Raw genomic sequence first — 24,997 nt, forward strand, 5'->3', positions numbered from 1 at the left:
TATTCTCTGGCTACACTTGCCGACTTACACTGCCCAGGAATCCCTGAATGTTCCGCTCCGCACGCCTGATCGCCCTTTTCAGCCTCTGGCTGCTTCCCGCCCTGGCCCTGCCGGATTCCGGGTCTGCTCGGTCGGGCTGTGCAACGCTGGACGCCAGTAATCCGGACGCCCGCGCCACGCTGATGCAGTACGTGTGCTACCACAGCGCACCGCCCGGCACTCCCAGTCACGACGCTTCGGACCCCGGCCAGTTGCCGGCCGATATGGACTGGACACCGGCCAACGGTCGGGATCTGGTGTTCAGCCACACCCGCTCCATTTATTGGGTTCACCTGCACATCGCCAATTTCGGGAGCGAACGGGCCGCCTGGTATCTGAAACTGGGGTATCCGCTGCTGGACGAAGTCACCCTCTGGCAGGACGGGAATGATACTACACAGCGCCTCGTGACCGGAGATCAGCGTCCGTTCAGTGACCGGCCCGTAGACTACCGCCATTTTCTGTTCCCCGTCACGCTGGATGCCGGCGAATCCCGGTCGCTGACGTTGCGGGTACACAGCAACGGCGCGCTCAATGTGCCCCTGAGCCTGGAAACCGCCGAAGAGGTGATTGCCGGTAGCAACCACTTAACCCTCACCCACGGGCTCTTCTACGGTGCCCTGCTGGTTTTTGCGGTATTCAATCTGCTGCTGTTTTTCAGCGCCGGCACCACCTCCTACTTCTACAACGCATTTTATCTGGCGGCGCTCGGACTCTTCCTCTTTGCCATGGGCGGGTTCGCCAACCAGTATTTCTGGCCGGACAGTCCCGGCTTCGCCAACATGTCGATTCCACTGTCACTGGCGCTGTGCGCCCTGGCCATGCTCATGTTCGGGCGCTCCTTTCTGGAAGTGGAAAGGGGCACTGTGTCTGCGAAGGTCCTGAGTGGCGAAGCCTGGTTGTGTATCGGCTTGCTGGTTCTGTCCGTGGTGCTGCCCTATAACAAGAGCATTCTGCTCAATACCGCGCTGGCACTTGCGGTGATCGCCTCCTTGTTCGTGATTGCCGCGGTACGCTGGCGACAGGGTTACCAACCGGCCACCTGGTATCTGCTGGCCTGGCTGATCATGCTGGTTGGCGGGCTGATCTACGCACTGGCCGCGTTTGGTTACCTGACCGATTTCCTGGCGCGGGAAGCCATGATGCAGGTGGCGGTGGGCGGCCAGGTCATTCTGCTCAATTACGCCATGGTGCAGCGCTGGCGCCTCCTGAATCAGAAACTGCTCGACGTGGAGCACAATGCCCGCACCGAACTGGAATTCAAGGTGCACGAGCGAACGGCACAACTGCGCAACACCATGCGAGAGCTTGAGAAAGCCAACCGCAAATTGTCATCACTCAGCCTGAATGATGCGCTGACCGGGCTCCACAACCGCCGTTACCTCGACAACATACTGCCCGAACTTTGTGGCGAAGCTCGCCGAAGCGGCCAGCCTCTGGCGCTGGCTCTCGTGGACGCCGATCACTTCAAATCCATCAATGACACCTGGGGCCATGGATTCGGCGATACCTGCCTGCAGTTCATCGCCGAGGTACTGACCCGGCACGTGAAGCGCCCAAGGGATGTAGCCATTCGTTTCGGCGGGGAAGAGTTTGCCCTGCTGCTACCGGGAACCGATGCCGCCGGCGCGCTCAAGGTATGCGTTGCCCTGCTGGAGGACCTCGCCGAAACCCCCATCCCTGCCCCCGATGGCTCCGACGTGAGAATCACACTGAGTGCCGGGATTGCCACCCTGGAGAGCGGCGAAGATCAGGGCCATCTGTTCGACCGGGCCGATCAGGCGCTTTATCGGGCCAAGCACGCCGGCCGAAACAGGGTGATGATGTCCGGGACAGACCGGGAGCAGAGCACTCAGCCTCCCAGGCATTCATCGACAAAATGACGAGTGGCGAAGGCCGCTGAAGCCAACAGCGTTTCCTGGGTGTCCGGTTGGCTTTTCAGCGGCTGAAAGTCATGGTTGCCACCCTCGAGCCAGTGCATCCGCACATTGCCCAAGGCTTCGCGACGGCCCTCAACTTCCTCCCTGCGCCCGAACGGGTCCCGGGTTCCCTGCACCACCAGAGTCGGCACCGTGAGCGCGGCGAAATGCTCGATGCGCCATCGATCGGGCTTGCCTGGTGGGTGAAACGGATAACCAAAACATACCACGCCATCCATGCCCCGACATTCGCTGGCCAGCACGCTCGCCATGCGACCGCCCATGGATTTTCCGCCGACCAGAATCCGGCACTGTTCGCCCACCTCCTGACGAACCCGGTCCAGAACATCGGAAAAATGCGACAATAAAACCGGTTGTCGGTCTGGCGGGCGTTTCTTGCCGTCGGTCCGGCGCTTCTCCATGTAGGGAAATTCGAAACGTACAACGTCAATACCCTGGCCAAAGAGCTTGTCGGACAGACCTTCCATGAACGGAGAATCGGCTGGCGCACCGGCGCCATGGGCAAGAATTACTACTACGTCCGGCGTATTTTTATAGCCTTTGGTCGTAATCAGCGGCACAAAATTCACCTCGTTGGTTCAAGCGACTATCATTGCAGTTCCAGCAACACATTTTCCAACCGCTGAAACAACTCCAACGAACGCAGTATAAAGGAAGCCATGTTGCTGATTTGGGCGCATTTGACGGATGTCAGGAGTTGACCTGAGTCATTGCAAACCGCTAATCGTTTCTCCATACTTGCGCCCGCATAATTCCCCACTCTAAACCCATTGGTAAGGCTATGAGCACAGTAAATGCAAACCTGACTTACAACTACAAGGTGGTGAGACAGTTCGCCATCATGACGTTGGTCTGGGGCATTGTTGGCATGGGCATGGGCGTGTTGATCGCATCCCAGCTCGTGTGGCCCTCAATGAACCTGGATTTGCCCTGGACGCACTTTGGCCGTCTTCGTCCCTTGCATACCAACCTGGTTATCTTCGGCTTCGGGGGCTCGGCATTGTTTGCCACGTCCTACTACGTTGTCCAGAGGACCTGTCAGGCGAGGCTGATTTCTGACAGCCTGGCCGCATTTACGTTCTGGGGCTGGCAGGCCATCATGATTGCCGCCATTCTCACCTTGCCTCAGGGTTTGACCTCCTCCAAGGAGTACGCCGAACTCGAATGGCCTATCGATATCGCCATCGCGGTTGTCTGGGTAACCTACGCGTTGGTGTTCTTCGGCACCGTCATGAAGCGCAGCAGCCCGCATATCTACGTTGCCAACTGGTTCTACGGTGGTTTCATCATTACCGTGGCGGTTCTTCACATCGGTAACAACCTGGCGCTGCCCGCCGGTGCGTTCAAGTCCTACTCTGCCTACGCCGGCGTCACCGACGCCATGATGCAGTGGTGGTGGGGCCACAACGCGGTAGGCTTCTTCCTGACCGCCGGCTTCCTGGGCATGATGTACTACTTCGTACCGAAGCAGGCCAACCGTCCCATTTACTCATACCGCCTGTCGATTGTTCACTTCTGGGCGCTGATCGCGACCTACGTCTGGGCAGGTGGTCACCATCTGCACTACTCTGCACTTCCAGACTGGGCTCAGACCGCAGGCATGGTAATGTCACTGATCCTGCTCGCACCGTCCTGGGGCGGTATGATCAACGGCATGATGACCCTCTCGGGCGCCTGGCACAAACTGCGTACCGATCCGATTCTGCGCTTCCTGGTGGTGTCCCTGTCGTTCTACGGCATGTCCACCTTCGAAGGCCCGATGATGGCCATCAAGACCGTGAATGCCCTGTCGCACAACACCGACTGGACCATTGGTCACGTTCATTCCGGTGCTCTTGGCTGGGTTGCCATGATCAGCATCGGGGCGGTCTACCACCTCATTCCCAAGCTCTGGGGCCTGCAGGCCATGTACAGCACCAGCCTGATCAACGTGCACTTCTGGCTGGCCACCGTGGGCACCGTCCTGTATATCGTTGCCATGTGGGTGAATGGAATTATGCAGGGCCTGATGTGGCGTGCGGTCAACGAAGACGGCACCCTGACCTACAGCTTTGTTGAGGCACTTGAAGCCTCCTACCCGGGCTACCTCGTGCGGTTTATCGGTGGCGCGATCTTCCTGAGCGGCATGCTTGTTATGGCCTACAACGTGTACATGACCGTACGCCAGAAAGAAGCAGTAGCGCAGGATAACGCGGCGACCCAGCCGGCGTAACGGGAGAGAGATCAGATGAAACATGAAGTAGTCGAGAAAAACCTCGGTCTGATGATCGTTCTGATCATCCTGACCATCAGTGGTGGCTTCCTGGTGGAGGTTGTCCCCCTGTTCTTCCTGAAAGAAACCAACGAGCCGGTGGAAGGCCTCGAGCCTCTCTCCGCCCTCGAACTGGAAGGCCGGGATATTTACATCCGCGAGGGCTGCCACGTGTGTCATACCCAGCAGATCCGTCCCTTCCGGGCCGAGACCGAGCGGTATGGCCACTACTCCGTTGCGGGCGAGTTCGTCTATGACCGCCCGTTCCTGTGGGGCTCCAAGCGTACCGGTCCGGATCTGGCCCGAGTAGGCGGTCGATACTCCGATGCCTGGCAGCGCCAGCACCTGTACGATCCGCGCAGTGTTGTCCCCGAGTCCAACATGCCGGCATTCCCCTGGCTGTTCGAAGACCGGGTAGATCACACCAAGACCGCTGCCAAGATGGAAACGCTGCAGACCCTGGGCGTTCCCTACACCGACGAGCAGATCGCAGAGGCCTCTGCTCAGGTGGAAGGCAAGTTTGAAATCGAGGCTCTGGTCGCGTACCTGCAACAGCTGGGTACAGTGATTTCAGAAAAACGGTGAACCGATGGATATCAATGAGTTACGCGGAATTCACACGCTTCTCGTAATGGCGGCTTTTCTCGGTATCGTCTGGTGGGCGTACAGCGCCCGCCGCAAGAAAGCCAACGACGAGGCGGCTCACCTGCCCTTCGACGATGACGAAGTGGAAAAGCGTACGCTCGAACAGGAAAAAACGGAGAAGAAACAATGAGTACCTTTTGGAGCCTCTGGATCAGTGTGATCGTGCTCGGTACCATATTCGGCTGTATGTGGCTTCTGTGGGCAACCCGCAAGAGCCAGTCCACCGATGTCGAGACCGAACGCACAACGGGCCACTCGTTTGACGGCATCGAAGAATACGATAACCCCCTGCCCAAGTGGTGGTTCTACCTGTTCCTCGCCACCTGTATTTTCTCGCTCGGGTATCTGGTTCTGTACCCGGGCCTCGGGAACTTCCAGGGTATTCTGGGCTGGTCTTCGGCCAACCAGTGGGAGGCAGAGGTTGCAGAGGCAGAGGAAAAGTACGGGGAAATCTACGCCCAGTACGGTGAGACACCGGTTCCACAGCTTGCCGAAAACGGCGATGCCATGAAAATCGGCCAGCGCCTGTTCGCCAACAACTGCGCGGTGTGCCATGGCTCCGCTGCTCGCGGCCAGGTGGGCTTTCCCAACCTGACGGACGACGACTGGCTGTACGGCGGAACACCGGACGCCATCCTGGAGACCCTGCACAACGGTCGCATGGGCAACATGCCCGCCAAAGGCACCATGCCCAGCATGACCAACGAGCAGGTGGACCAGGTGGTCAACTACGTGCTGAGCTTCAGTGGTCGTGAGAAGGATGCCGAAGCCGCCAAAGCCGGCGAAGCCGTGTTTGCCCAGGCCTGTGTTGCCTGTCACGGTCCCGACGGCAAGGGTAACCAGGCCATGGGTGCGCCCAATCTGACCGATAACACCTGGCTCTACGGCTCCACCTACGAGTGGATCAAAGAAACCGTCATGAACGGTCGTCAGAACCAGATGCCGGCGCAGAGTGGCCGCCTCTCGGACGACCAGATTCAGATTCTGGCAGCGTACGTGTACAGCCTGTCAAACTGAATCTACCGGCCGGGCTTGCCCCGGCCCGGTCTTTTCAACCCTGTACCTGCACGTCGGGTACAGGCTTGAAAGGATCAGCACGCCAATGGCCTGCCGCCTCGTAACACCCTTCCCCTGGAGGTAACGATGAGCAGTGAGATTCCGGTCAAGCAGATTGACCCATCCTCTGACCCCTCCGACAAAAACAACAAATCCGGAACCGTCGAACTTTACGCAAGCCGCAAGAAGATCTACGTCAAAGAGGTCAAGGGCTTTTTCCAGCGTATCCGCAACGTCAGCCTCACGCTGCTGATGGGCATGTATTTTCTGTTTGTCTGGTTGACCCTGGACGGCCAGCCGCTCATTCATTTCGACCTCCCGGCCCGGGAATTTCACCTGTACGGCATGACCTTCTTTCCGAAGGACTTTTTCCTGCTGTCCGGCATGCTGATCATCTGCGCCTTCGGGCTGTTTTTTATCACCACTCTGTTTGGCCGGGTCTGGTGCGGCTATACCTGCCCGCAAACGGTCTGGACCTTTATTTTCATGTGGGTGGAAGAGCGGATTGAAGGTAGCCGTAACAAACGAATGAAGCTGGACAAATCACCCAGTTCCGGCGCCAAGATCTTCAAGAAATCCGCCAAGCACACGGTCTGGCTCTTGATCGCCTTGGCAACCGGCCTGACTTTCGTTGGCTACTTCTATCCCATCCGTGAGTTGCTTGCCGATCTGTTCACGCTCCAGGCCAATGGCTGGGCCTACTTCTGGGTCGCTTTCTTTACCGCGGCCACCTACCTCAACGCAGGCTGGATGCGCGAGCAGGTATGTCTGTACATGTGTCCCTACGCCCGCTTTCAGTCGGTCATGTTCGACCCCAACACCCGGGTGGTTTCCTACGATCCCAATCGGGGTGAGCCCCGCGGCGGTCGGAAAAAGGGTACGGATCCATCAGAGGTGGGCCTGGGCGACTGCATCGACTGTGGGCAATGCGTGCAGGTGTGCCCCACCGGCATCGATATTCGCGACGGGCTTCAGTACGAATGCATTGGCTGTGCCCTATGCATCGACGCCTGTGACGAGATCATGGACAAGATGGAGTACCCACGGGGGCTGATTCGCTACACCACCGAAAACGAGCTTGAGGGCAAGCCCTCCAGGCTGCTGCGCCCGAGAACCTTCGGCTACGGTGCCGTTCTGCTGCTGATGATAGGCGCGATTATTTTCACCATCGCAACCCGGGTACCTGCCCAGTTGGACGCGCTCAGGGACCGCGGTGCGCTGTACAGCTTTAACGGCGAGGGGCGAATTGAAAACTCCTACACGCTCAAGATTGCCAACATGACCGAAGTTCCGCAGACCTTTAATGTGTCTGTCAGCGGGCTCCCGGACATACGCATTCTGACCAATACCACGGTCACCGTTGAAAGCGGAGAGAACCGATCGTTGCCTACGGTTGTGGATGTCCCGCCGGACTCCATCAACCAGTCAAACAACGAGATCCGATTCAGGGCGCAATCCGAGACGGATGCCTCCCTGGTTGTTGAAACTGAAAGCCGATTCGTTGGTCCAACCCGCTGATACCTGCCACGGCCTGGACCAGAAACGACACGAGATGCTGATCTATGACTGAAGAAACACCGGTAAGTCCCTGGTACCGCCAGCCCTGGTTCTGGTTTTTGCTGATCTTTCCAGGCGCCTCGATCATTTACTGCGCCATCGCCATAACCATCGCTATCAACACTGAAAATGCGATGGTCACTGATGACTGGTCGAAAGAGGGTCGAGGTATCAACATGTCTATCGCCCGTGACCAGAAGGCCGTGGATCTGGGCATGACCGCCCACATCGATTTCCGGGACCGGAATGTCATCGTCGACCTGGACACCACCAACGGACCGGCGGACTTTCCCTATCTGATCCTCAACCTGTTCCACCCGACCCTGTCGGATAAGGACCGCACCATCCAGTTTCAACGAATCGAACCGGGCCGCTTTGCCGGCAAACTGCTGGAAGACATTGATGGGCGCTGGTACTACGACCTTCGCGGCCCTGCCAATGAGTGGCGTTTGAAGGGCGAAGCCCTGTTGCCGGCGGAAAATGGAATAACGGTCAAGGCCGGGGAGTCGGCCCAAGGTTGACCAGCCCGGATTGCTTCCATTGCGGTGAGCCGGCGGACGGCGAGCCCCCGATTACCCTTGAGCTTGACGGCAGTACGCGACATTTCTGCTGTCAGGGCTGCAAGGCCGTGTGTCTGACCATTCACCAGGAAGGTCTGACCGGCTTTTACGACATCCGGACCCGAAACGCGGTTACTCCCAAGACGCTGACGACAGCCGAGGTAAACCGACTGCGGGAACTGGACCATCCGCTGGTTCAGGAGTCCTTCGTGTCGCCGGTAAAAGGCGGCCAGGAAGCTCAGCTACTGATCGGTGGCATCACCTGCGCAGCGTGCATCTGGCTGCTTGAAAACCACATGGCCCAGCAGCCGGGTGTGGTGTCGTTTTCAGTCAACCACACCACGCAGCGGGCAAGGCTGGTGTGGGCTCCGGACCAGGCCCGTCTCAGTGACCTGCTGATCGCCATCCAGCAATTGGGGTACTCTGCCCGACCCTATCAGGCCGATGAGGCTGAACAGACCCTGAAAGCGGAACAGCGTTCCATGCTGATTCGCGTTGCGGTTGCCGGTATTGGCTCGTTCCAGAGCATGATGCTGGCCTTCCCGCTGTACTTCGAACTGGTCAACGACCTGTCACCCGGCTTTGTCAGTTTCTTTCGATGGTTCAGCCTGCTGGTTGCAACACCCGTAGTGTTCTACAGCGCCCGTCCGTTTTTCCGGAACGCCAAACGCGACATCCTCAGCCGCCACCTGACCATGGACGTTCCGGTCGCCATTGCCATCGGGCTCGCCTACCTGGCGAGCGCCTGGGTCACGGTTGTGGGGGGCGACGAGGTCTACTTCGAGTCCGTGTGCATGTTCACCTTTTTCCTGTTGCTCGGCCGCTACATCGAGCTCCAGGCACGGTACCGTGCTGGCCTGACGGGCAATGCCCTGGCAGGTTTCCAGCCATCGGTGGCCACCCTGGTCACCGGCGATTCAACCGATGTTGTGCCAGCGCACAACGTCCGACCCGGCGACGTTATCCGCGTCCGCCCGGGGGAGACCCTGCCTGTGGACGGCCAAATCCTGAGTGGCCACTCCACCCTGAACGAAGCTGCGCTGACCGGCGAGTATCTGCCCGAAACCCGTCACCCGGGAGACCGGGTTCATGCCGGCAGCATCAACGGCGAGCATCCCCTCGACATCCGGGTGGAGCAGGCGGGTGCCCAGACCCGGCTGTCAGGCATTCTGCGCATACTAGACCGGGTACAGTCTGAAAAGCCCCGCATTGCCCGGATGGCCGACCGGATGGCGGGCAAGTTCGTTGGCCGCGTGCTGATCCTGGCGCCGGTGGTCTGGATTGGCTGGTGGTGGGCCGGCGCCGATAATGCCTTCGACATCACGCTGTCGGTGCTGGTGGTCACTTGCCCCTGCGCGCTCTCACTGGCCACACCAACGGCCATCACCTCGGCCACGGTGAGGCTCCGGCGACTCGGATTTCTGCCGACACGGGGACACACCCTCGAGTCCATGAACAGTATCGATACCGTAGTGTTCGATAAAACCGGAACCCTGACCCGGGGCGAACTGACCCTGGTGGCCACCCGGATCACCGGCAGCCTGGACGAGAAGACCTGTCTGGCGCTGGCCGCCGGGCTGGAAGCTCATTCAGAGCACCCGATTGCGAAGGTTTTCCGGCATCGGCGGGCAGCGAGTGTCGAGAACGTGGAGAATCACCTGGGAGGGGGCCTCTCCGGCCTGTTCGGTGACACCGAGGTGTTCATCGGGCACCAGGGGTTTGTTGCCGAGCGAGTCTCGGCACCCGCGCCAGAAATCGTTCAACAGCAAGGTATGACGGTGTGGCTGGCGTCGAACCGGGAATGGCTGGCCTGTTTCACGCTTGATGACCAGCCCCGGGACGATGCTCGCGCGGCCATCGAAACATTACAGGCAGCCGGCATCCGGACCCTGTTGCTGAGCGGCGACCGGTCCGGACACGTGGCATTGATCGCAGAGCGACTGGGCATTGATGAGGCCATAGGCCAGGCATCGCCAGAAGACAAACTGTCTGTCCTGGAAAGGCTCAAGGCCGAAGGCCGGCAGATCATGATGGTGGGTGATGGCCTGAACGATCTGCCCTCCATGGCCGGAGCGGGCATTTCCGTTGCGATGGGGTCGGCGTCGGACCTGACCCAACTCAAAGCCGACGCCGTGCTCCTCAACGGTCAGCTGCTGCAGCTGGTGGAAGCCCTGCAGACCAGCCGTCAGACCCGCGCTATCATCCGGCAGAATCTCTGGTGGGCCCTGGGTTACAACGTCTGTGCGCTGCCCCTGGCCGCCGCCGGCATGGTGCCGCCCTGGCTGGCTGCCATTGGCATGTCATTGAGCTCTCTGGTGGTGGTGCTGAATGCTCTAAGGCTCGGCAGGACCCGAGGGCGGGCGCATCCCGACAAACCTCCGGTTGGCGTCGAGGCGCTGTCCTGATACCGTAATTTCAAAGTCTGTTCCTCGGGAGTTCACCGTGCAAATCGTCATGTTCCTGGTTCCGCTGATGCTCATTCTGGTAACCGTGGGCATCGTGCTTTTCTCCTGGGCGGTCAAGAACGGCCAGTACGACGATCTGGAAGGTCCTGCCCACCGCATCCTCTACGACGACGACAAGGACAAAATTCCGCCGGAAGCAAGGACGGACGCCAAAGCAGGCAACACCGAGGAGCAAAGTACCGATGAAGATGTCCGGAAGGACGCCCCGGACAGGGACGACCATCGCACAGGATGAATCCGGACCTCTACCTCAGTTATCCGAGCGCGTTCATGATTGGCCTGCTCGGCAGCACCCACTGCCTGGGCATGTGTGGCGGGATCAGTGCGTCCCTGTCCATGGCGCTGCCGGTGGGGCGGGGTTTCCGGTTTCGCCAGACGATGATGCTGCTGGCGTTCAATACCGGCAGAATTGGCAGCTACTGCCTGATTGCAGCCCTTGTGGCCGTGGCCAGCACGTCGGCCGCGAATCAATGGCAGGAGGCCGGCCTGGTATTGCGCACCCTGGCGGGCGCCCTGCTGATCTTCATGGGACTGTCCATGGGCCAGTGGTGGCAAGGCATTCGCCATGTGGAAAGGCTGGGCGCGCCGATCTGGGCCAAGCTTTCTCCTCTGACCCGTCGGCTGCTGCCGGTAAATCACGGCGGCCAGGCGGTTCTACTGGGCGCGCTGTGGGGCTGGTTGCCCTGCGGACTGATCTACAGCACCCTGGGTTGGGCCGCCCTCCAACCAACGGTGGGTTCGGCGGCACTGACCATGCTGTTTTTCGGGCTCGGCACCCTGCCTTCCATGCTGGCAACTGGCTACGCTGCCGGCTGGGTCCGGGGACTACAGGGTAACCAGATGTTCCGCAAAGTGACCGGCGGCCTGCTCATCCTGTTCGGCCTGTGGACGCTGCCTTTCACAGGGCTGGGCGGCCACTGATCAACTAGATATTCAGCACATCCAGACGCCCGAAGTCCGGAGCCGCCTCTGGTTCTGCTGTCTGTACCGCCTGGCGTTTGCCCCCAAGCCGCCTGCCTTCCCGGAAATCGTAGAGATCGGTATCAGCCAGATGGGACGGTTCCACATTGCACATGGCCCGAAACATGGTTTCGAGCCGACCCGGGTGCTGCTTGTCCCAGGACTTGAACATGTCCTTGATTACCTGTCGCTGCAGGTTTTCCTGAGAACCGCACAGGTTGCACGGAATGATGGGGAATTCACGCAACGCGGCATACCGGGCAATATCCTTCTCCCGGCTGTAAGCCAGCGGCCGGATTACCGTGTTGCGTCCATCGTCGCTGTGCAGCACCGGCGGCATGGATTTTAGCTTGCCACCGTAGAACATGTTCAGGAACAGGGTTTCCAGGAGGTCATCCCGGTGATGGCCGAGTGCAATCTTGGTGACCCCGTGCTCTTCTGCAAAATTGTAGAGAATTCCGCGACGTAGGCGAGAGCACAAACCGCAGGTAGTCTTCCCTTCCGGCACTTTTTCCTTAACAATGCTGTAGGTGTCTTTCTCGATGATGTGATACTCGATGCCCAGCGCCGACAGGTACTCCGGCAGAACCTCTTCCGGAAAGCCTGGTTGCTTCTGGTCGAGGTTGACAGCGATCAGCTCGAAGTCCACCGGCGCGCTCTTCTGCAAATTCAGCAGAATATCGAGCATCGCGTAGGAATCCTTGCCGCCGCTGAGGCAGCACATGACCTTGTCGCCGGCTTCAATCATCGAGAAATCGGCAATCGCCTGACCGACTTCGCGGCGCAGACGTTTCTGCAGCTTGTTCAACTCCAGTTTCTGACGGCGGTCGCGCTCAGTGTTAGGGTCAGAGTTGAGGGATGGTTCGGAACTGGCGATTATAGCTTCGGACATACCAACGTCGTTCACAGGGGAAATGGAGCGACGATTATACGCGTCACATGGATCAAGGGACAGGTTACCAACATGGATAGGTTAGAAGGGAACGACGGAGCCTCCGGCAAACGGGAGCGGAACCGCATACGCAACCGCAAGGCCATTCTTCATGCAGCCAGAGAATGCTTCCGGGAACAGGGCTACGAGCAGACCACCATCCGGGATATTGTGCGCAGAACCCACCTGGCCGCCGGCACCTTCTACAACTACTTCTCGAGCAAGCAGGATATCTTCGCCGCCCTGCTGACCGATTTCCTGACCCGGCTCAACAGCAACCTGACCCGGCACCGGCGGGCCGCAGCATCAACCGAGGATTTCATCCACTTCGCCTACCTGGCACTCTACCAGGCCACCGCCCGGGACCCTCTGGTCTACGAGCTGGCCCACCGCAATGAGCGGGCGCTGAGGGAGCTTTTCGGGGCGGATATCGTGGGCCTGACCATGCAATCCCTGGAGGACGATGTGCGGGCCGCCATGGATCGTGAGCTGCTTCCTCCTATCGATCGGGAATACCTGTGTGCCGCGTTCTTCGGCGTGGCCTGGGAAACCAGCCTGGCCCTCGCCAAAAGGGCCCAGGGTGACCCAGGGTCCGCCGACGACGAGGCGGTAAACGCCACTCGATTCTCAACCCGCCTGTTCCTGGGGGGCCTGCCGGAGCTGGCCGGACTTTCCTGAATGGCGAGACTTCCCTACCATGAAACCCATGACCAAGCCCGCCCCTAATCAAATCTCCGCCGGCCCGGGGCCGGCGGCTACCGACCACCATCTGGAACAGCAGATTGCTCACCTGCTGGTGGCGGTTGAACACGAGCTCAGGGCCACGCCCTCGGGCATCAGCGAATTGTCCCTGATCAAGGCGCTGCAACGGCCGCCCTGGGAGCTGTTGGGAGAGGTTGTGTTCAACGAACCGGAGCGGCTTTATCCCGTCCACTTCCTGCTGTTCCACGTACTTTATCGACTGCGGGATCAGATGTCGGAGGGCGGAGAGTCCGTTCACATCTCGCCCCTCAATATCCGCCTTGAGCGACAGTCCGTGGTGGGTGGCGGCGGACCTCCGGGCGATGTCGACAGCCTCCGGGAGTTCTACCTGGACCTCTCGCAGTACCGGTTGCCCGAGGAAGCAATCCACCAGATGATGGATGATTTCTGGGCAGGCGTTCCCGGCCAGTGCCCAGCGCCCTCGGAAACCAGGGCGGCAGCCGAGATCCTGGGCTTCGAGTCGGTGCCGGCAGACTTCCCGACGGTTAAACAACGGTTCCGCCGGGCGGTGATGCACGCGCACCCCGATCGTGGCGGCAACACCGAGACCATCCAGCACCTGAACCAGGCGTTTGCGGTTCTGAAGGCTCATTTTCGTAACGGCGCCTGAACCACCGCCAGCCACCCATGCAAGACTCGGAAAAAACGTGATGAAAAACAGGAGATCCATGCCAATGAAAGCCTTGTTGAGTCCGCTTGCGGCTGCGGCCATCCTTCTTACCGTCAGCGCGGCCGCGAGGGCCGATCTCGTGGTGCTCCAGTATCACCATGTGAGTGACAGCACGCCGCCGGCGACGACCACGTCGGTGTCGCTGTTTCGCAAACAGCTGGACATGATTGACGACCTTGGGCTCGAGGTGGTGCCCCTTCTCGAAGGCACCCGCAACACCCGGAACGGCAACCAGCCCGAGGAAAACCGGATTGCTATTACCTTTGACGATGCCTACGACTCTGTTTTCCACCAGGCTGCCCCCATGCTGGCCGAGCGTGATTATCCCTACACCATTTTTGTCAACACCGATGCCGTTGGCGGCCGGGGCTACATGACCTGGGATCAGATTCGCGAACTGGCCACCCGGCCGGGGGTCACCATCGCCAACCACAGCGCCGACCACGGACACCTGGCCCGCAAGCCCGATGAATCCCTCGAGGCCTGGCAGAAGCGGATTACACAGAGCCTGGATGAAGCCCAGGAAGCCCTGGAAAGCCAGCTCGAAGACCCCGCGCCAATGTTTGCCTATCCCTACGGCGAATTCGATGAGGGCCTTGAGCAGGAGATTGCAAAACGCGAATGGTACGGTTTCGGACAACAATCCGGCGCCATTGGCCCGAAAACCGCAACCACCCGACTACCCCGCTTCCCCATGGCCAACGCTTACGGCCAACTGGGCAGCCTGGAAACCAAACTCACCAGCAAGGCGTTTCCGATTGACACCGGTAAGCTGCCCGATGGCGTGATGTCGAAGAACCCGCCCACACTCGAATTCCCGCTGGTGGATGCGATGGATGCGAGCCGCCTGACCTGTTTTGCCTCAGGCAAAGGGCGGATAGATTTCGAGGTGATCGATGGCACCGTACGGGTGACGGCACCCGGCGGCTTTGACAGCCGGCGCTTTCGCTACAACTGTACCCATCCCGCCGGCAACGGCCGGTATTACTGGCTTTCCCAGCAATGGCTGGACCTGAGCCAACCGGAAGACTGAGCCGTCAGGGCTCCAGTTCCTCCAAACCGATTTCGCCCACCGGAACATGGGGAATTTTCTTGGGGCCGGCCCCGGTCTCGATCACTGTCTGGCCGGCCAGGTCCTCCGACCTGGTCAGTACCAGCAGCCATCGTTCTCCCCGTCCCGGAAAGGCCGGAATGACGGCTTCCAGAAAACCCCGGCGATGCCAGTTCTCGGGGGTGAACGCCATCACCAGATCGGTAACCAGGCGCAGCGGTTGCCGCTGGTCATCCAGAAATACCACCGAAGGCACGAACACGCCGTTCCTGACGTAAGAGCGCAGGCGGAACAGGAACGCGTCTCCACCTGCCCCGGGCGCCGGCAGTTGGATTAACTGGTACCGGCTGTTTCCAGTGAGAAAGTCATGTCTGGGCGAATCCTGATCCAGACTGATGCCGAACTCCCGATCCGGCTGCCATTGCTCATAGCCCGCGTCCAGTGAGTCGCAGCAAGTGTCGGTAAAACGCTGGAGAAAACCCGGCCCACCGGAGTCGATGCCGAGAATGGCAAAGGCCTCGGGCTCACCTGCGGGTGGGGACTGAGAAGTTGTTGCTTCCGATTGCCGGTGGTAGACGCTGGCCTCGGTAAGCTGCACCGGCGGCTCGGACCGGCCTTTCTCACCCTCTGGGCGGGTATCCGGCCGGTAGTAGCTGACCCGGACATTGCCCTGGGCATCTCGCCAGGTAAAGTAGGGTTGGCGCTCACCCGGGCGAACATAGCCATCACGGGCCAGTTGCTCGGCGTCCGGGTAATTCTCCAGGGTGTATTCGGTTTCTTCTTCAAGCGCCGAAGATGGGGGTCTGTTTTTCCCCGAACCCTGTTCGGCGGCATCCGGCCTGTTGGCAGTTTGCGCCGTTTTTTCGTCCTCGGCCTCTCCGGAGCTGCCTTCCACGATGGGCGAGTAACGGACCCTGCCCTGCTCATCAACCCAGGTGAAATAACCTTCCCGTTCCGAGACCGTCGACCCGCCCAGCTGGCAGCCGGCCAGAACAGCAGCAAACAGGATGCATAGCGGTTTCAGTCTCGCGGCTTCGGTCACGACGGTTTGCATCTCCCCGGACGGTAACGGACCTCAGAATTTGGTTCGGAAACTGAGCCCCGCCATGACAACCCTCAACGACGTCTTGATATCCAGCCCGGCGTAGGGGTTGTAGATGATGTTGGTGATATTGTCGCAGTTTACGTTACAGCTGGTGTCGGCAGGAATGGACTCAATGGAATGCAGGTAACTCAGGTTCATGTCGATCTCAGTGTCCTTGTCCCACTTGTAACCCATGCCGACGCTGTAGAGGTTGGCGCCACCGAAGGGCGCCATGACCTGCCGCTGGTCGTCCGGAATGACCGAATCACGGATCTCGACACCAGCCCGCAGATCCAGTCGGGAGGAGGCGTGGAATTCCATGCCGAAGGCCCAGTTCCACTGGCTCTTGAAGCCCAGGGGCAACCTGAGGGTATTGGGGGTTGCGTTATCCGGTGACAGGATACGGGCCGCATTGAGGAATTCCAGGTTGCGGTCGAACCGGAACACGAAGGCGTCCCACTGTTTGTAGTCGGTCCAGCCAATGTCCGCATTCAGGGTGAGCTTGGGATGCACATCCACACTGATACCAGTCTGGAAATGCTGCGGGTACACCAGATCCATGCTGACGTTCCCGGCCTCCCTCGGCGCGCCGGACGGCAGACTGAGGATGGCCGAGGTGATGGCCCCCAGAACGGAGCCGTTGACGCTCTGCCAGAAGCCGGACCAGTCATCGGTGTACTGGATCTCGAAGGTGCCCTTCATGTTCATTTCGGCTTCGGAGGTGTAGCTCGCCCCCCAGCTGAACCAGTCCGTTGGCTCCCACATCACGCCCAGGGCATAAGTGGGCGACAGGGTCTCCTGCACGTTGATGTTCAGGGCACCGATGTCGTCCCAGGGGCCCACATTGCCCCCACACAGCGCCAGCCACGGCTGCAGCGGCTCATCACCGCTTTCGCAGTTGAAGGCATCCTGCAGAATCTCCGCCACGCCCAGCAGCATATTCGGGGCCCGCATGTACTGATCGGCGGCAATACCCATGTGGGACAGGTGAATCCCCGCCCCCACGGACCATTCGTCGTTGATCTCGTAACCGACGGTGGGCGACAGGTAGGTGGTTCTCTGCAGGGCAGTAGCCTGCGGCTGATAGCGACCGGGGTCGTCCTTGTCCCGATAGAAGCCGGCCGCAAGTGGCAGGTAAAAGGCGTTACCAAAGGTGAGCTTGGAGCCGGGCGGATTGATGCTGACCCCCGCCGATGGCGCCACGGCCGGCCCCGGCGGAGCCCGCAGAATGCCATAGCCGGGGATGTACAGGGCCACATTGTTGGTGTGGCTGTGGGTATTGGCTACCGGATCCCGCTGTTTTCCGGTCAGCGGATCAATCTCAAGACCGTCGATTCCGAAAATTTCATAGCCTTCCGGAGCGGTGAAATCGGCGTCGATATCGAGGTAGACGCTCATCAGGTTGACTTCAAGCTGACGACCCTCGAGCTTGGTCAGACCGGCAGGGTTGTAATGGATGGCCATCAGCCCTGGCGGATCGGCCGTCACCGCATTGCCGAGGGCCAGGGCCTTGGGGTGGATGGTCAGGTTCTGAGCCAGCTGAGCCTGGGCACCACACGAGATGGTGGTGGCGATCAGGGCCGCGAGAATCTGCCGGTTGTGGCTGTTCTGTGCCATGAAAAGCTTCCCTTCCCGTTGATCGCGAACGACACCAATCACTCTTTGAGTCCGGAGAAATTGATGGGCAGGGAGACGCCCAGCGAGAAGTCCGGCGCGTCTTCGGTGAGGCCGATACCCAGGCTGGTATTAATGATGGTCGTGTCACTCACCCGAGTACCCAGAGACATGCTCAGGAAACCGGTCATCTGGTCCTGCGCCACCGCCTGGTCGCCGTTGGAAAAGGTCAGCACGGTTTCATCGCTGTAACTCAGCTGGGCCGAAATACTCAGCGAAATATCGTAGGACAGGGAGTAGGCAAAGCCGGCAGAGCCAGAGAGGCCGAAGCCGGGATCCACTTCTTCCAGAAGGCGCGCTCCGCGTACCTGCTGGAGATCCTCCGCCGGGAGGTTATAGGTAGCGCTGACCGAACCGAACACCACCACCGGATCCAGCACTTTCGACAGGCTTGCGCCACCGCCGATGGAGTAGTAACCGCTGCCGGTGGACAGCTGCTCCTGTATGTCAATTTCGTAGGGGCTGACACCGGTCTTGGTCGTCAGGGTGCCAAACAGCGTTGTCGACATCTTGCCCGGGACATAGGCGAAGGGCTGCCAGCGCCCGGTGAAGGAAATGTCGCCAAAATCGTAAACCGTCAACTCATCCTGGGTATCGTACTTCACCACCAGTGGAATCCGGGTGCCCACGGTCAGGTTATCCAGCAGACCGTAATCGTAGGAGAACGCGTTGGTGAAGTTGTGGGTCGCCGATGGGACCACATCCAGATTGCGCACCGAACCATTGGTAATGGCCAGATCAAGACGCTGGTCTGCGGTATAGGAGTAATCGAACGAGTAGTTCAGCGAATGGGAGCCTTTTTTCTGCAGCGAGTAATTCTTCTCGGCTGCCTGGAACACTTCCTCAAGCTGCTGGGACGCATCTTCGTCGCCCTCCTGCTTCGCCAGTGCCTCGCGGGCCTGGTCTACACTGCCTTCCTGCGCCAGGGTCATACCCGGAAGCAGACCTGCCGTGGAAACAAGGATAAAACCTCGCACAAACCAACGATTCATCCTGACTCCCTTATTTTATTTGTCTCAGTCCTGACCCGGGGTAGCCCCGGAAGATTAGTTCCGGCGGTAGTGCAGCTGTTTTCGGGTGTTCTCGACACTGCCGTCGGGGTTGTTCTTCTGCCGTTCCAGCAGATTCTGGATGCGCCTTTCGGTGGCCTCGTGAAATGCCGGTATCCGCTCCAGCGCCAGGAGGGTCATTGTCTGATCATCCACAAAGCGAAGGTCCTCTTCCTTGAGCTCGAGGTTATCAAGCGGTTTGTCACTGCCCGGGAACACAATGAACAGAACGTTGTCGTCCCACTTCTCTTCAAACTGCGCCAGCGTGAAGGAAATGTTTCCGACCGAGGGATCGGCCACATAGGCCCGACCGTCGCGGATAGTGCGCAGCACCACGAAATGCTTGAACCCGGCGTGGTGAATAGGAACGATGGCCGGATGGTCCAGGTCCTTGAGGTCATCGATGGTGGCGCGGAATCCACCAGACGGATAGCCAAGGGCCGTCACCAATCGCTTCATGTCGAGCATCGAAAAGGCGCGACGCTCAACAATGCGCTCACTCTCGCCGTAATGCAGCAAGCCTTCCATCACCTGACGTTCCGACAGGGTTCGCCCCAGGTAGAAATTCAGCACCGTGGTCAGCGCGGCACTGCCACAGCTGTAGTCGTAGGCCTGGCGGACAATGTTCCGATACTTCTGCTCCACCAGAGGCTCTACCCGCGCATCCAGTCTCAGCTCTACCGGACTGGCGTCGACATCCTGCTCGATAACAATGGTGTTCTTCTCGAACGGCTCCACAACGGTGGCTTCCTGCACCATGGTGAATGTGAGAAGGGATCCAGCGAGCACCAGCAGCATGTCAGTCGAACGTCCTGTTTTTATTGGCCCCGACTAGCGCCGGGTTACACGTTGTTACGGTAAGATACCGAAATCACCAGCGCCTGAAAGATAACTGTGCCTCAAATCTGTGGCAGCAACCGCCGGGATGCACACCGCTTTTGAGAACTGGTTCAAGACACCATCCGGGCCAGTGGCAACAGTTGACGATAGAACCCAAAGCCGGTATCAACACTTATCCAGACCGTTCACTTCCTGACGTAGATCCTGATGACAACAACACTGAATCCGGGACAGATCACCTTTATCGCCGCCAAGAACCAGAGCCCGGTGCCGCCTCCAGCCCTGTTGCCCAGAGAGAAGTTCAACGACCTGCTCCACGGCCTGGAACCGGTCAGCCTGCTTCTGGTGCACGCGCCGGCCGGCTACGGCAAGACCACCACCATGGCCGAACGGTTGGCGACGCTTGAGGCCCGGTCAGCCTGGTTCCGGCTGGAATCCGGGGACAACGACCCGGCTCGGTTTGCCGGCTACCTGGCCAACGCCCTGAACGGGGCCACGGATGGCGCGTGCGTGGATGTGCTTAACGGCCTCCAGCAGCAGGGTTACGCACATCTCGAAGCCTTTCTGACCGATTTGCTGGCGGCGCTGCCCCAGGACGACCAGCCTCTGTACCTTGTGCTGGACGATTACCACCTGATCAGCAATCCAGACATCCACGACGCACTGCGTTTCCTGCTCAGGCACCTTCCGGGCTATCTCACTCTGGTTCTGGTCAGCCGCACCGTTCCGCCGGTAGGCGTGGCTCAATTGAGGATGCAAGGCAGGCTCTCGGAGATCACCAGCCGCCATCTCGGATTCACCCCGGACGAGGCCCAGCACTATCTGCAGGCCAGACTGCCGTTCGAGGTCTCGCGGGAAGATATAGAACGAGCGGTGCGCCGGGTCGAAGGCTGGATCTCAGCTCTCCAGTTGTTGTCAGCTTCTTCTGCCACCAGCATCGAGTTCAGTGAGTTCGTGGATCAGCTGGAACACGGCAATCAGAACATCTTTGACTACTTCGACGAACTGCTCGGCAACGATCTGACCGATCAGCAACGGCGGTTCCTGATGCGCACGAGCATCCTGGACCGGTTTAATGCCGGCATGGTGATGCGGGTGATGGACGACACCGACGGCCAGGCGCTGCTCAGCAGCCTGCTTTCCATGGGGCTGTTCATTACTCCGGTGGACAACTCCGCTCTCTGGTTCCGGTACCACCCTCTCTTTTCGGTGTACCTGCGCCATCTACTCACCTGTACCACCCGCGAGAATCAGCGCGACCTTCACCAGCGGGCGACCGATGCCTGGCTGGAGCTCAACCATGCGGAAGAGGGCGCCAAGCACGCGATTGCTGCGGAAGATCCGGAACGCATCACCCGGGTTCTGACCCTTCATGGTCGCAAGTTCTTCACCGAGGGCCAGTTCAGCCTGCTGCAACGCTGCCTGGACACCCTGCCCCAGGAGATCATTGCCGATGACCCCACGCTGACCCTGCTGCGAGCCTGGGTGGCCCAGGGCCAGTACAAGTTCGATGAAGTTGAGAACTGGCTCTCGGCAGCGGAAGCCCGGCTTCAAGCCTCCATGAGCCAGGACACCCAGCGGGCCGTGCATGGCGAATTCAGCGCGATCCGGGCACAAGTGGCCATGAACTACGGGGACGGCGATCGAGCCCTGGTTCTCGCCCGAGAAGCCATCGAACAGGAAGCCCGCTACCTGCCAACCTCGCGGGTGGCCGCGGCCTCGGTGATCGGCGAGGCACTGTTCGTGAAAGGTGAACTGGAAGAAGCGCTGGCGCGGATGCAGGACACCGAACACCTGGCCCGCGCCCACCAGGCACACCAGAACGTGCTCTGGGCCCTGTGCCAGCAAAGTGAGATCAGCGTTGCCATGGGGCTGTTGCAGAAGGCCTACAACATCCAGGAACGCGCTTTCCAGTACGCCGAGGAAAACCACCTGAACCATCTGCCGATCCTGGAATTCCTGTTCCGGATTCGCAGCCAGATCATGTGGGAGTGGCACCATCTGGAGAGCGCTGAACGCTGCGCCCTCCAGGGCATCGAAATTCTCGAGGCCCAGGGCGAACGCTGGTATGTGCAGAGTTACACTTCCCTGGCCAAGGTGGCCCAGGCCCGCGGCAGGCAGAGCCTGTGCGCCGACTATATTGCCAAGATCCAGAAGATGCTGGCCTCCAGTGACTACCACCTGGACTGGGTCGCCAACGCCCACGCCACCATGCTCTCCTACTGGGACGCCGTGCGCGACCGCGACGCCATCCAACGTTGGCTAACCATCGCCCCTCACTGCGACCCGGTGGCCGCCACCAACCACTTCTACCAGTGCAATGGCCGCAACCAGGCCCGGGCACTGATCAGTCTTGGCCAGTTCGAGCTTGCCCGTCCCCTGCTGGAAGCGCTGACGTCGGTGGCCGGCGAGTTCGGTCTGAAAACCGACCTGAACCGCAACCACATTGCCCTGGCTTATCTGTATTGGCAGCTCGATGATCGCGACACGGCCTTGAGCCACATGAAAACCGCGCTGGAGCTGGCCAGCACCACAGGCGCGGTGGGCAGTTTTCTGCGCCTCGGCAAGGAGCTGATCGTTCTGCTCAAGGCGCTGATCAACGAACAGGCGATTGAAGGAATGGAGCTCCAACGGGCCGAGCGCCTGATCCAGCTGGCGCAGCAGCAACGGGATTTCAGCCGGGCGATCCGGATTTCTCTGGACGAGGCCATCATCCAGGACATCATTGATCGCCCTGATGTGCCCGAGCTGATCCGGACCTCGCCGCTTACCCGCCGGGAATGGCAAATTCTCAGCCTGATTCACGCCGGCCTCTCCAACGACCAGATTGCCGAACACCTGAAGGTGGCCTCGACCACGGTCAAGACCCACATACGCAGCCTGTATCAGAAGCAGAACATCAGCCATCGCTCGGAGGCGATCGAACTGGCCAAGGACCTGCTGAGCAAGATTCAGGGGGACTAGCGCGGCGTCAGGCTTCCATTCCGTGGAGGCCCCGTCACCTCCCGGTTGCAGGGTCGCCCGGTGTGAGCGAGCGGAGCTGGCGGTCATGCATCCGACCCAGCACTACCAGGGCAAGAATGGCACCGGACAGAGCCCAGGCCATGTCGGACTGGGTGTCCCAGACATAGCCCTGGGTGCCCAAGAACGACTCTGCAGCCTCTTCGCTCAGAAGTGCCACCCACCATTCGATCAGTTCGTAGAAGGCGCTCAGGGCCAGGCAGAAACACACGATAAAGAAAGACCGCCAGCCCCGGCGCGCAAACACCCCGAAGCGGATCACCAGCTCGCGGGCGATTACGGCCGGCACGAAGCCCTGGGCAAAGTGCCCCAATTTGTCGTAATTGTTACGCTGCCAGCCGAACCAGTCCCGGAACCAGTCAAAGGCCGGCACCTCGGCATAGGTGTAGTGACCGCCGACCATCAGGATGACCGCGTGTATCAGGATCAACTGATACACAAGCGGGGTAAGCGGGTAGCGAAAATAGCACCAGATTACCAGACCAAAACCGATCACGGCAGGCAATACTTCCAGTACCCAGGTCATCCGGTCCCGGGGACCAATGCCAGACCAGAGAAAAACCGCCAGAAAGGCGACAACCCAGGCCAGGGGGGCCAGTCTGTTACTCATTCACATGCCTTCTGTTGCTGTCGCTTTCCTGTCTCCGGCGCGCAGAAAGCGACCGAAACCCACAGTGCGGCCCAGATCCGGTTCAATCTCACCCTCGATAACCGCCTTACGCCCGTTGATCAACACATGCCTCACACAGCCGGGTACCCGATTGACCATGCGCTCAAGACCGAAATTCTGCATTTCCGCCCATTCCACTCGCTCCAGATCCTGGTCCAGCCCGCGGGGGTCCAGCACGGCGACATCGGCCCGGTCACCCACTCTCAGGTGGCCCGCGTCGATGCCCAGCCAGTCCGCCTGCTCGCCGGTGAGGCGATGCACCGCGCGCTCCAGTGACATCACCGGCGTGCCTTCCTCATGGCTGTCGCGCACCAGTTTGAGAAAGCGCAGGGGCAGGTTGTAGAACGCCATGTTCCGGAGGTGGGCACCGGCATCGGAGAAGGTGATCAGCGCGCCCGGGTGATTCACCATTTTCCTGAGCCGGTCCTGCCGGTGATTACCCACGGTGGTGTACCAGCGCAGCGCACGGCCATGGGCCACGACCATGTCCAGGAAGAAATCCACCACATGAACACCCCGCTCCGCGGCTAGCTCGGCAAAGTTGCGGCCAACCACGGACGCGTCCGGACACCCGAGAATCACCGCATCGCCGAAATCCCGCTGCCAGACCCGCGGCGACAGTTTCTCCTTGTAGAACTTCCGGAAGTTGCGCCGGTATTGCTCGTCTTTGAGCAGTTCGTTTCGCTCCAACTGGTCGCGGATATCCAGCGCCATCTCGCCGGCACCGAACTCCTCGAACAGCACAATGTCCATGCCATCGGCGTAGACGGTAAAGGGTGTTGGCAACAACTGCCAGCGGAAGTTTCCGCCCAGGGTGTTGGCCAGCCAGCCCACCAGGCTGGCCATGGGCCGCACGGTCGGGTTGCCCTTGAGGTCGATCATGGCAATCAGGGTGGTCTTGAGGGGCCGGCGCAGCCAGCCCAGGGTTTCCCTCAGGTACTGGGTCACCTGGAGCGGATTGGCGGCGTTGGGTGCGCCCTGATGCACCCGGCCGTAGCGCCGCAGTATCCGGTTCAGGCGGCTGACCTCCCGCCAGCGGGCGTAGGTGCTCGGCAGGCTCTTGGACCATTCACGATCACCGTCCACCTTGTCCCACTTCAGGCACATGGTCGACAGGCCGAGGAAGCCTTCCTGCAGGGCTTCCTCCAGCAAACCCTCCATTCGGGCCTGCTCCGCTTCGGTTGGCGTGACCGCGCGGTCGGTGGCCCGGTGCAGCCCCATCACGGCCGTGCGCAAGTCGCTGTGCCCCAGGAAACTGATTACGTTGGGCCCCAGGGGATGGCGATCCACAAACTCAACCCACTCCCGGGGCGAGCGCCAGGTTTTGTACTCTTGAAGTATGGGCAGGACCTTTTCCCGGGGCACGGTCTCTACACGGGTGAATATGTCCGAGGCATCCTCGGCCTCAGAACACACCATGCTGAGCGAACAACTGCCAATGAGCACCGTCGTTACGCCGTGTCGCACTGACTCCGAGAGCGAAGGCGACACCAGCAGCTCGGCATCGTAATGGGTATGGGTGTCCAGAAAACCCGGTGTGACCCAGCAACCTCGGGCATCAATCACCTCGCGGGCCAGGGCGTGATCGGGTTCCTCGTCAAACAGGCGGGTAACTTTCCCATCTTTGATACCCACATGGGTCATTCGGGAAGGTTCGCCGGTCCCATCGAAATAGCGGCCGCCAACAATAAGGGTATCGAACAGGTCCACGGTGTCGGGCTTCCTTGTTATTGGTCTGATGCTGTTGTTGTTCTGAAGCTTCAGTCTAGCCA

General features: G+C 60.1%; 22 protein-coding genes. 14 read left to right on the plus strand and 8 right to left on the minus strand.

The window, feature by feature from the left end:
• The first annotated feature begins 47 nt into the window (after window positions 1–47).
• Window positions 48–1,922, plus strand: a complete 1,875-nt coding sequence (locus tag BM344_RS03250) for a sensor domain-containing diguanylate cyclase (protein ID WP_091985999.1) — start codon at window positions 48–50, stop codon at window positions 1,920–1,922.
• Here BM344_RS03250 and BM344_RS03255 read toward each other — a convergent pair.
• Complete coding sequence (locus tag BM344_RS03255; protein ID WP_091990751.1) at window positions 1,892–2,539, minus strand: alpha/beta family hydrolase; 648 nt, start codon at window positions 2,537–2,539, stop codon at window positions 1,892–1,894. The two genes, BM344_RS03250 and BM344_RS03255, sit on opposite strands and share 31 nt — an antisense overlap.
• A gap of 221 nt (window positions 2,540–2,760) precedes the next feature.
• On the opposite strand from BM344_RS03255, the gene ccoN reads away from it, so the two are divergent.
• The 9 genes from ccoN (at window position 2,761) to BM344_RS03300 (ending at window position 11,434) form a co-directional block, all read left to right on the plus strand.
• Complete coding sequence (ccoN, locus tag BM344_RS03260) at window positions 2,761–4,191, plus strand: cytochrome-c oxidase, cbb3-type subunit I (RefSeq protein WP_091986001.1); 1,431 nt, start codon at window positions 2,761–2,763, stop codon at window positions 4,189–4,191.
• A gap of 15 nt (window positions 4,192–4,206) precedes the next feature.
• A complete protein-coding gene (gene ccoO, locus BM344_RS03265) occupies window positions 4,207–4,815 on the plus strand; it encodes a cytochrome-c oxidase, cbb3-type subunit II (protein WP_091986003.1) in 609 nt (202 codons plus the stop codon).
• Between the two features lie 4 nt (window positions 4,816–4,819).
• Window positions 4,820–5,005 carry a cbb3-type cytochrome oxidase subunit 3 gene (locus BM344_RS03270; RefSeq protein WP_091986005.1) on the plus strand — a complete coding sequence of 62 codons (186 nt, stop codon included), beginning with the start codon at window positions 4,820–4,822 and terminating at the stop codon, window positions 5,003–5,005.
• Window positions 5,002–5,892: a cytochrome-c oxidase, cbb3-type subunit III gene (gene ccoP, locus BM344_RS03275; RefSeq protein ID WP_091986008.1), complete on the plus strand. Its 891-nt coding sequence runs from the start codon at window positions 5,002–5,004 to the stop codon at window positions 5,890–5,892. The genes BM344_RS03270 and ccoP overlap by 4 nt, the downstream gene beginning before the upstream one ends.
• 126 nt (window positions 5,893–6,018) lie before the next feature.
• The gene (gene ccoG / locus BM344_RS03280) at window positions 6,019–7,449 is read left to right on the plus strand and encodes a cytochrome c oxidase accessory protein CcoG (RefSeq protein ID WP_091986010.1); all 1,431 of its coding nucleotides are present in this window, start codon (window positions 6,019–6,021) and stop codon (window positions 7,447–7,449) included.
• Window positions 7,450–7,493: 44 nt separating this feature from the next.
• Entirely contained in the window at window positions 7,494–8,009 is a 516-nt protein-coding gene (locus BM344_RS03285) for a FixH family protein (RefSeq protein ID WP_091986012.1), read from the plus strand.
• Window positions 8,006–10,453 carry a heavy metal translocating P-type ATPase gene (locus tag BM344_RS03290; protein ID WP_091986015.1) on the plus strand — a complete coding sequence of 816 codons (2,448 nt, stop codon included), beginning with the start codon at window positions 8,006–8,008 and terminating at the stop codon, window positions 10,451–10,453. The genes BM344_RS03285 and BM344_RS03290 overlap by 4 nt, the downstream gene beginning before the upstream one ends.
• A 37-nt stretch (window positions 10,454–10,490) precedes the next feature.
• A complete protein-coding gene (gene ccoS / locus BM344_RS03295) occupies window positions 10,491–10,748 on the plus strand; it encodes a cbb3-type cytochrome oxidase assembly protein CcoS (RefSeq protein ID WP_091986017.1) in 258 nt (85 codons plus the stop codon).
• The gene (locus BM344_RS03300; RefSeq protein ID WP_091986020.1) at window positions 10,745–11,434 is read left to right on the plus strand and encodes a sulfite exporter TauE/SafE family protein; all 690 of its coding nucleotides are present in this window, start codon (window positions 10,745–10,747) and stop codon (window positions 11,432–11,434) included. The genes ccoS and BM344_RS03300 overlap by 4 nt, the downstream gene beginning before the upstream one ends.
• 4 nt (window positions 11,435–11,438) lie before the next feature.
• Here BM344_RS03300 and ttcA read toward each other — a convergent pair whose 3' ends face one another.
• The gene (gene ttcA, locus BM344_RS03305; RefSeq protein WP_091986022.1) at window positions 11,439–12,365 is read right to left on the minus strand and encodes a tRNA 2-thiocytidine(32) synthetase TtcA; all 927 of its coding nucleotides are present in this window, start codon (window positions 12,363–12,365) and stop codon (window positions 11,439–11,441) included.
• A gap of 72 nt (window positions 12,366–12,437) precedes the next feature.
• On the opposite strand from ttcA, the gene BM344_RS03310 reads away from it, so the two are divergent.
• Genes BM344_RS03310 through BM344_RS03320 form a run of 3 tightly spaced genes read left to right on the plus strand, consistent with a single transcriptional unit; the run spans window position 12,438 to window position 14,869 of the window.
• The gene (locus BM344_RS03310; protein ID WP_091986024.1) at window positions 12,438–13,082 is read left to right on the plus strand and encodes a TetR/AcrR family transcriptional regulator; all 645 of its coding nucleotides are present in this window, start codon (window positions 12,438–12,440) and stop codon (window positions 13,080–13,082) included.
• Between the two features lie 19 nt (window positions 13,083–13,101).
• Window positions 13,102–13,776, plus strand: a complete 675-nt coding sequence (locus BM344_RS03315) for a DNA-J related domain-containing protein (RefSeq protein ID WP_091986026.1) — start codon at window positions 13,102–13,104, stop codon at window positions 13,774–13,776.
• Window positions 13,777–13,834: 58 nt separating this feature from the next.
• Window positions 13,835–14,869 (plus strand): polysaccharide deacetylase family protein, encoded by a 1,035-nt coding sequence (locus tag BM344_RS03320; RefSeq protein WP_091986029.1) that lies wholly within the window; start codon window positions 13,835–13,837, stop codon window positions 14,867–14,869.
• Between the two features lie 4 nt (window positions 14,870–14,873).
• Here the strand turns inward: BM344_RS03320 and BM344_RS03325 are convergent, their stop codons facing one another.
• Genes BM344_RS03325 through BM344_RS03340 form a run of 4 tightly spaced genes read right to left on the minus strand, consistent with a single transcriptional unit; the run spans window position 14,874 to window position 19,492 of the window.
• On the minus strand, window positions 14,874–15,929 hold the full coding sequence (locus BM344_RS03325) for a MalM family protein (RefSeq protein ID WP_228143542.1): 1,056 nt from the start codon (window positions 15,927–15,929) through the stop codon (window positions 14,874–14,876).
• A 33-nt stretch (window positions 15,930–15,962) separates the two neighbouring features.
• On the minus strand, window positions 15,963–17,588 hold the full coding sequence (locus tag BM344_RS03330; RefSeq protein ID WP_091986034.1) for an OmpP1/FadL family transporter: 1,626 nt from the start codon (window positions 17,586–17,588) through the stop codon (window positions 15,963–15,965).
• 38 nt (window positions 17,589–17,626) lie between these two features.
• Window positions 17,627–18,637 (minus strand): flagellar protein FilC, encoded by a 1,011-nt coding sequence (locus BM344_RS03335; RefSeq protein ID WP_091986037.1) that lies wholly within the window; start codon window positions 18,635–18,637, stop codon window positions 17,627–17,629.
• Between the two features lie 54 nt (window positions 18,638–18,691).
• Complete coding sequence (locus tag BM344_RS03340) at window positions 18,692–19,492, minus strand: C39 family peptidase (RefSeq protein ID WP_091986039.1); 801 nt, start codon at window positions 19,490–19,492, stop codon at window positions 18,692–18,694.
• A gap of 249 nt (window positions 19,493–19,741) precedes the next feature.
• Between BM344_RS03340 and malT the strand changes: the two genes are divergently transcribed.
• Window positions 19,742–22,498 carry an HTH-type transcriptional regulator MalT gene (gene malT / locus BM344_RS03345; protein WP_091986041.1) on the plus strand — a complete coding sequence of 919 codons (2,757 nt, stop codon included), beginning with the start codon at window positions 19,742–19,744 and terminating at the stop codon, window positions 22,496–22,498.
• Window positions 22,499–22,532: 34 nt separating this feature from the next.
• Here malT and BM344_RS03350 read toward each other — a convergent pair whose 3' ends face one another.
• A complete protein-coding gene (locus BM344_RS03350) occupies window positions 22,533–23,165 on the minus strand; it encodes a DUF2238 domain-containing protein (protein WP_091986043.1) in 633 nt (210 codons plus the stop codon).
• Window positions 23,166–24,935: an N-acyl-D-amino-acid deacylase family protein gene (locus BM344_RS03355; RefSeq protein ID WP_091986046.1), complete on the minus strand. Its 1,770-nt coding sequence runs from the start codon at window positions 24,933–24,935 to the stop codon at window positions 23,166–23,168.
• Between the last annotated feature and the right edge of the window lie 62 nt (window positions 24,936–24,997).

The sequence above is a fragment of the Marinobacter gudaonensis genome, from assembly GCF_900115175.1.
GTDB lineage: Bacteria > Pseudomonadota > Gammaproteobacteria > Pseudomonadales > Oleiphilaceae > Marinobacter > Marinobacter gudaonensis.

Coding starts and splice junctions, on each gene's coding strand:
- BM344_RS03350 (WP_091986043.1), bottom strand. CDS start 23,165: ATGAGTAACAGACTGGCCCCCCTGGCCTGGGTTGTCGCCTTTCTGGCG.
- BM344_RS03320 (WP_091986029.1), top strand. CDS start 13,835: ATGCCAATGAAAGCCTTGTTGAGTCCGCTTGCGGCTGCGGCCATCCTT.
- malT (WP_091986041.1), top strand. CDS start 19,742: ATGACAACAACACTGAATCCGGGACAGATCACCTTTATCGCCGCCAAG.
- BM344_RS03285 (WP_091986012.1), top strand. CDS start 7,494: ATGACTGAAGAAACACCGGTAAGTCCCTGGTACCGCCAGCCCTGGTTC.
- BM344_RS03335 (WP_091986037.1), bottom strand. CDS start 18,637: ATGAATCGTTGGTTTGTGCGAGGTTTTATCCTTGTTTCCACGGCAGGT.
- BM344_RS03270 (WP_091986005.1), top strand. CDS start 4,820: ATGGATATCAATGAGTTACGCGGAATTCACACGCTTCTCGTAATGGCG.
- BM344_RS03340 (WP_091986039.1), bottom strand. CDS start 19,492: ATGCTGCTGGTGCTCGCTGGATCCCTTCTCACATTCACCATGGTGCAG.
- ttcA (WP_091986022.1), bottom strand. CDS start 12,365: ATGTCCGAAGCTATAATCGCCAGTTCCGAACCATCCCTCAACTCTGAC.
- ccoO (WP_091986003.1), top strand. CDS start 4,207: ATGAAACATGAAGTAGTCGAGAAAAACCTCGGTCTGATGATCGTTCTG.
- ccoP (WP_091986008.1), top strand. CDS start 5,002: ATGAGTACCTTTTGGAGCCTCTGGATCAGTGTGATCGTGCTCGGTACC.
- BM344_RS03310 (WP_091986024.1), top strand. CDS start 12,438: ATGGATAGGTTAGAAGGGAACGACGGAGCCTCCGGCAAACGGGAGCGG.
- BM344_RS03330 (WP_091986034.1), bottom strand. CDS start 17,588: ATGGCACAGAACAGCCACAACCGGCAGATTCTCGCGGCCCTGATCGCC.
- ccoN (WP_091986001.1), top strand. CDS start 2,761: ATGAGCACAGTAAATGCAAACCTGACTTACAACTACAAGGTGGTGAGA.
- BM344_RS03315 (WP_091986026.1), top strand. CDS start 13,102: ATGAAACCCATGACCAAGCCCGCCCCTAATCAAATCTCCGCCGGCCCG.
- BM344_RS03300 (WP_091986020.1), top strand. CDS start 10,745: ATGAATCCGGACCTCTACCTCAGTTATCCGAGCGCGTTCATGATTGGC.
- ccoG (WP_091986010.1), top strand. CDS start 6,019: ATGAGCAGTGAGATTCCGGTCAAGCAGATTGACCCATCCTCTGACCCC.
- BM344_RS03250 (WP_091985999.1), top strand. CDS start 48: ATGTTCCGCTCCGCACGCCTGATCGCCCTTTTCAGCCTCTGGCTGCTT.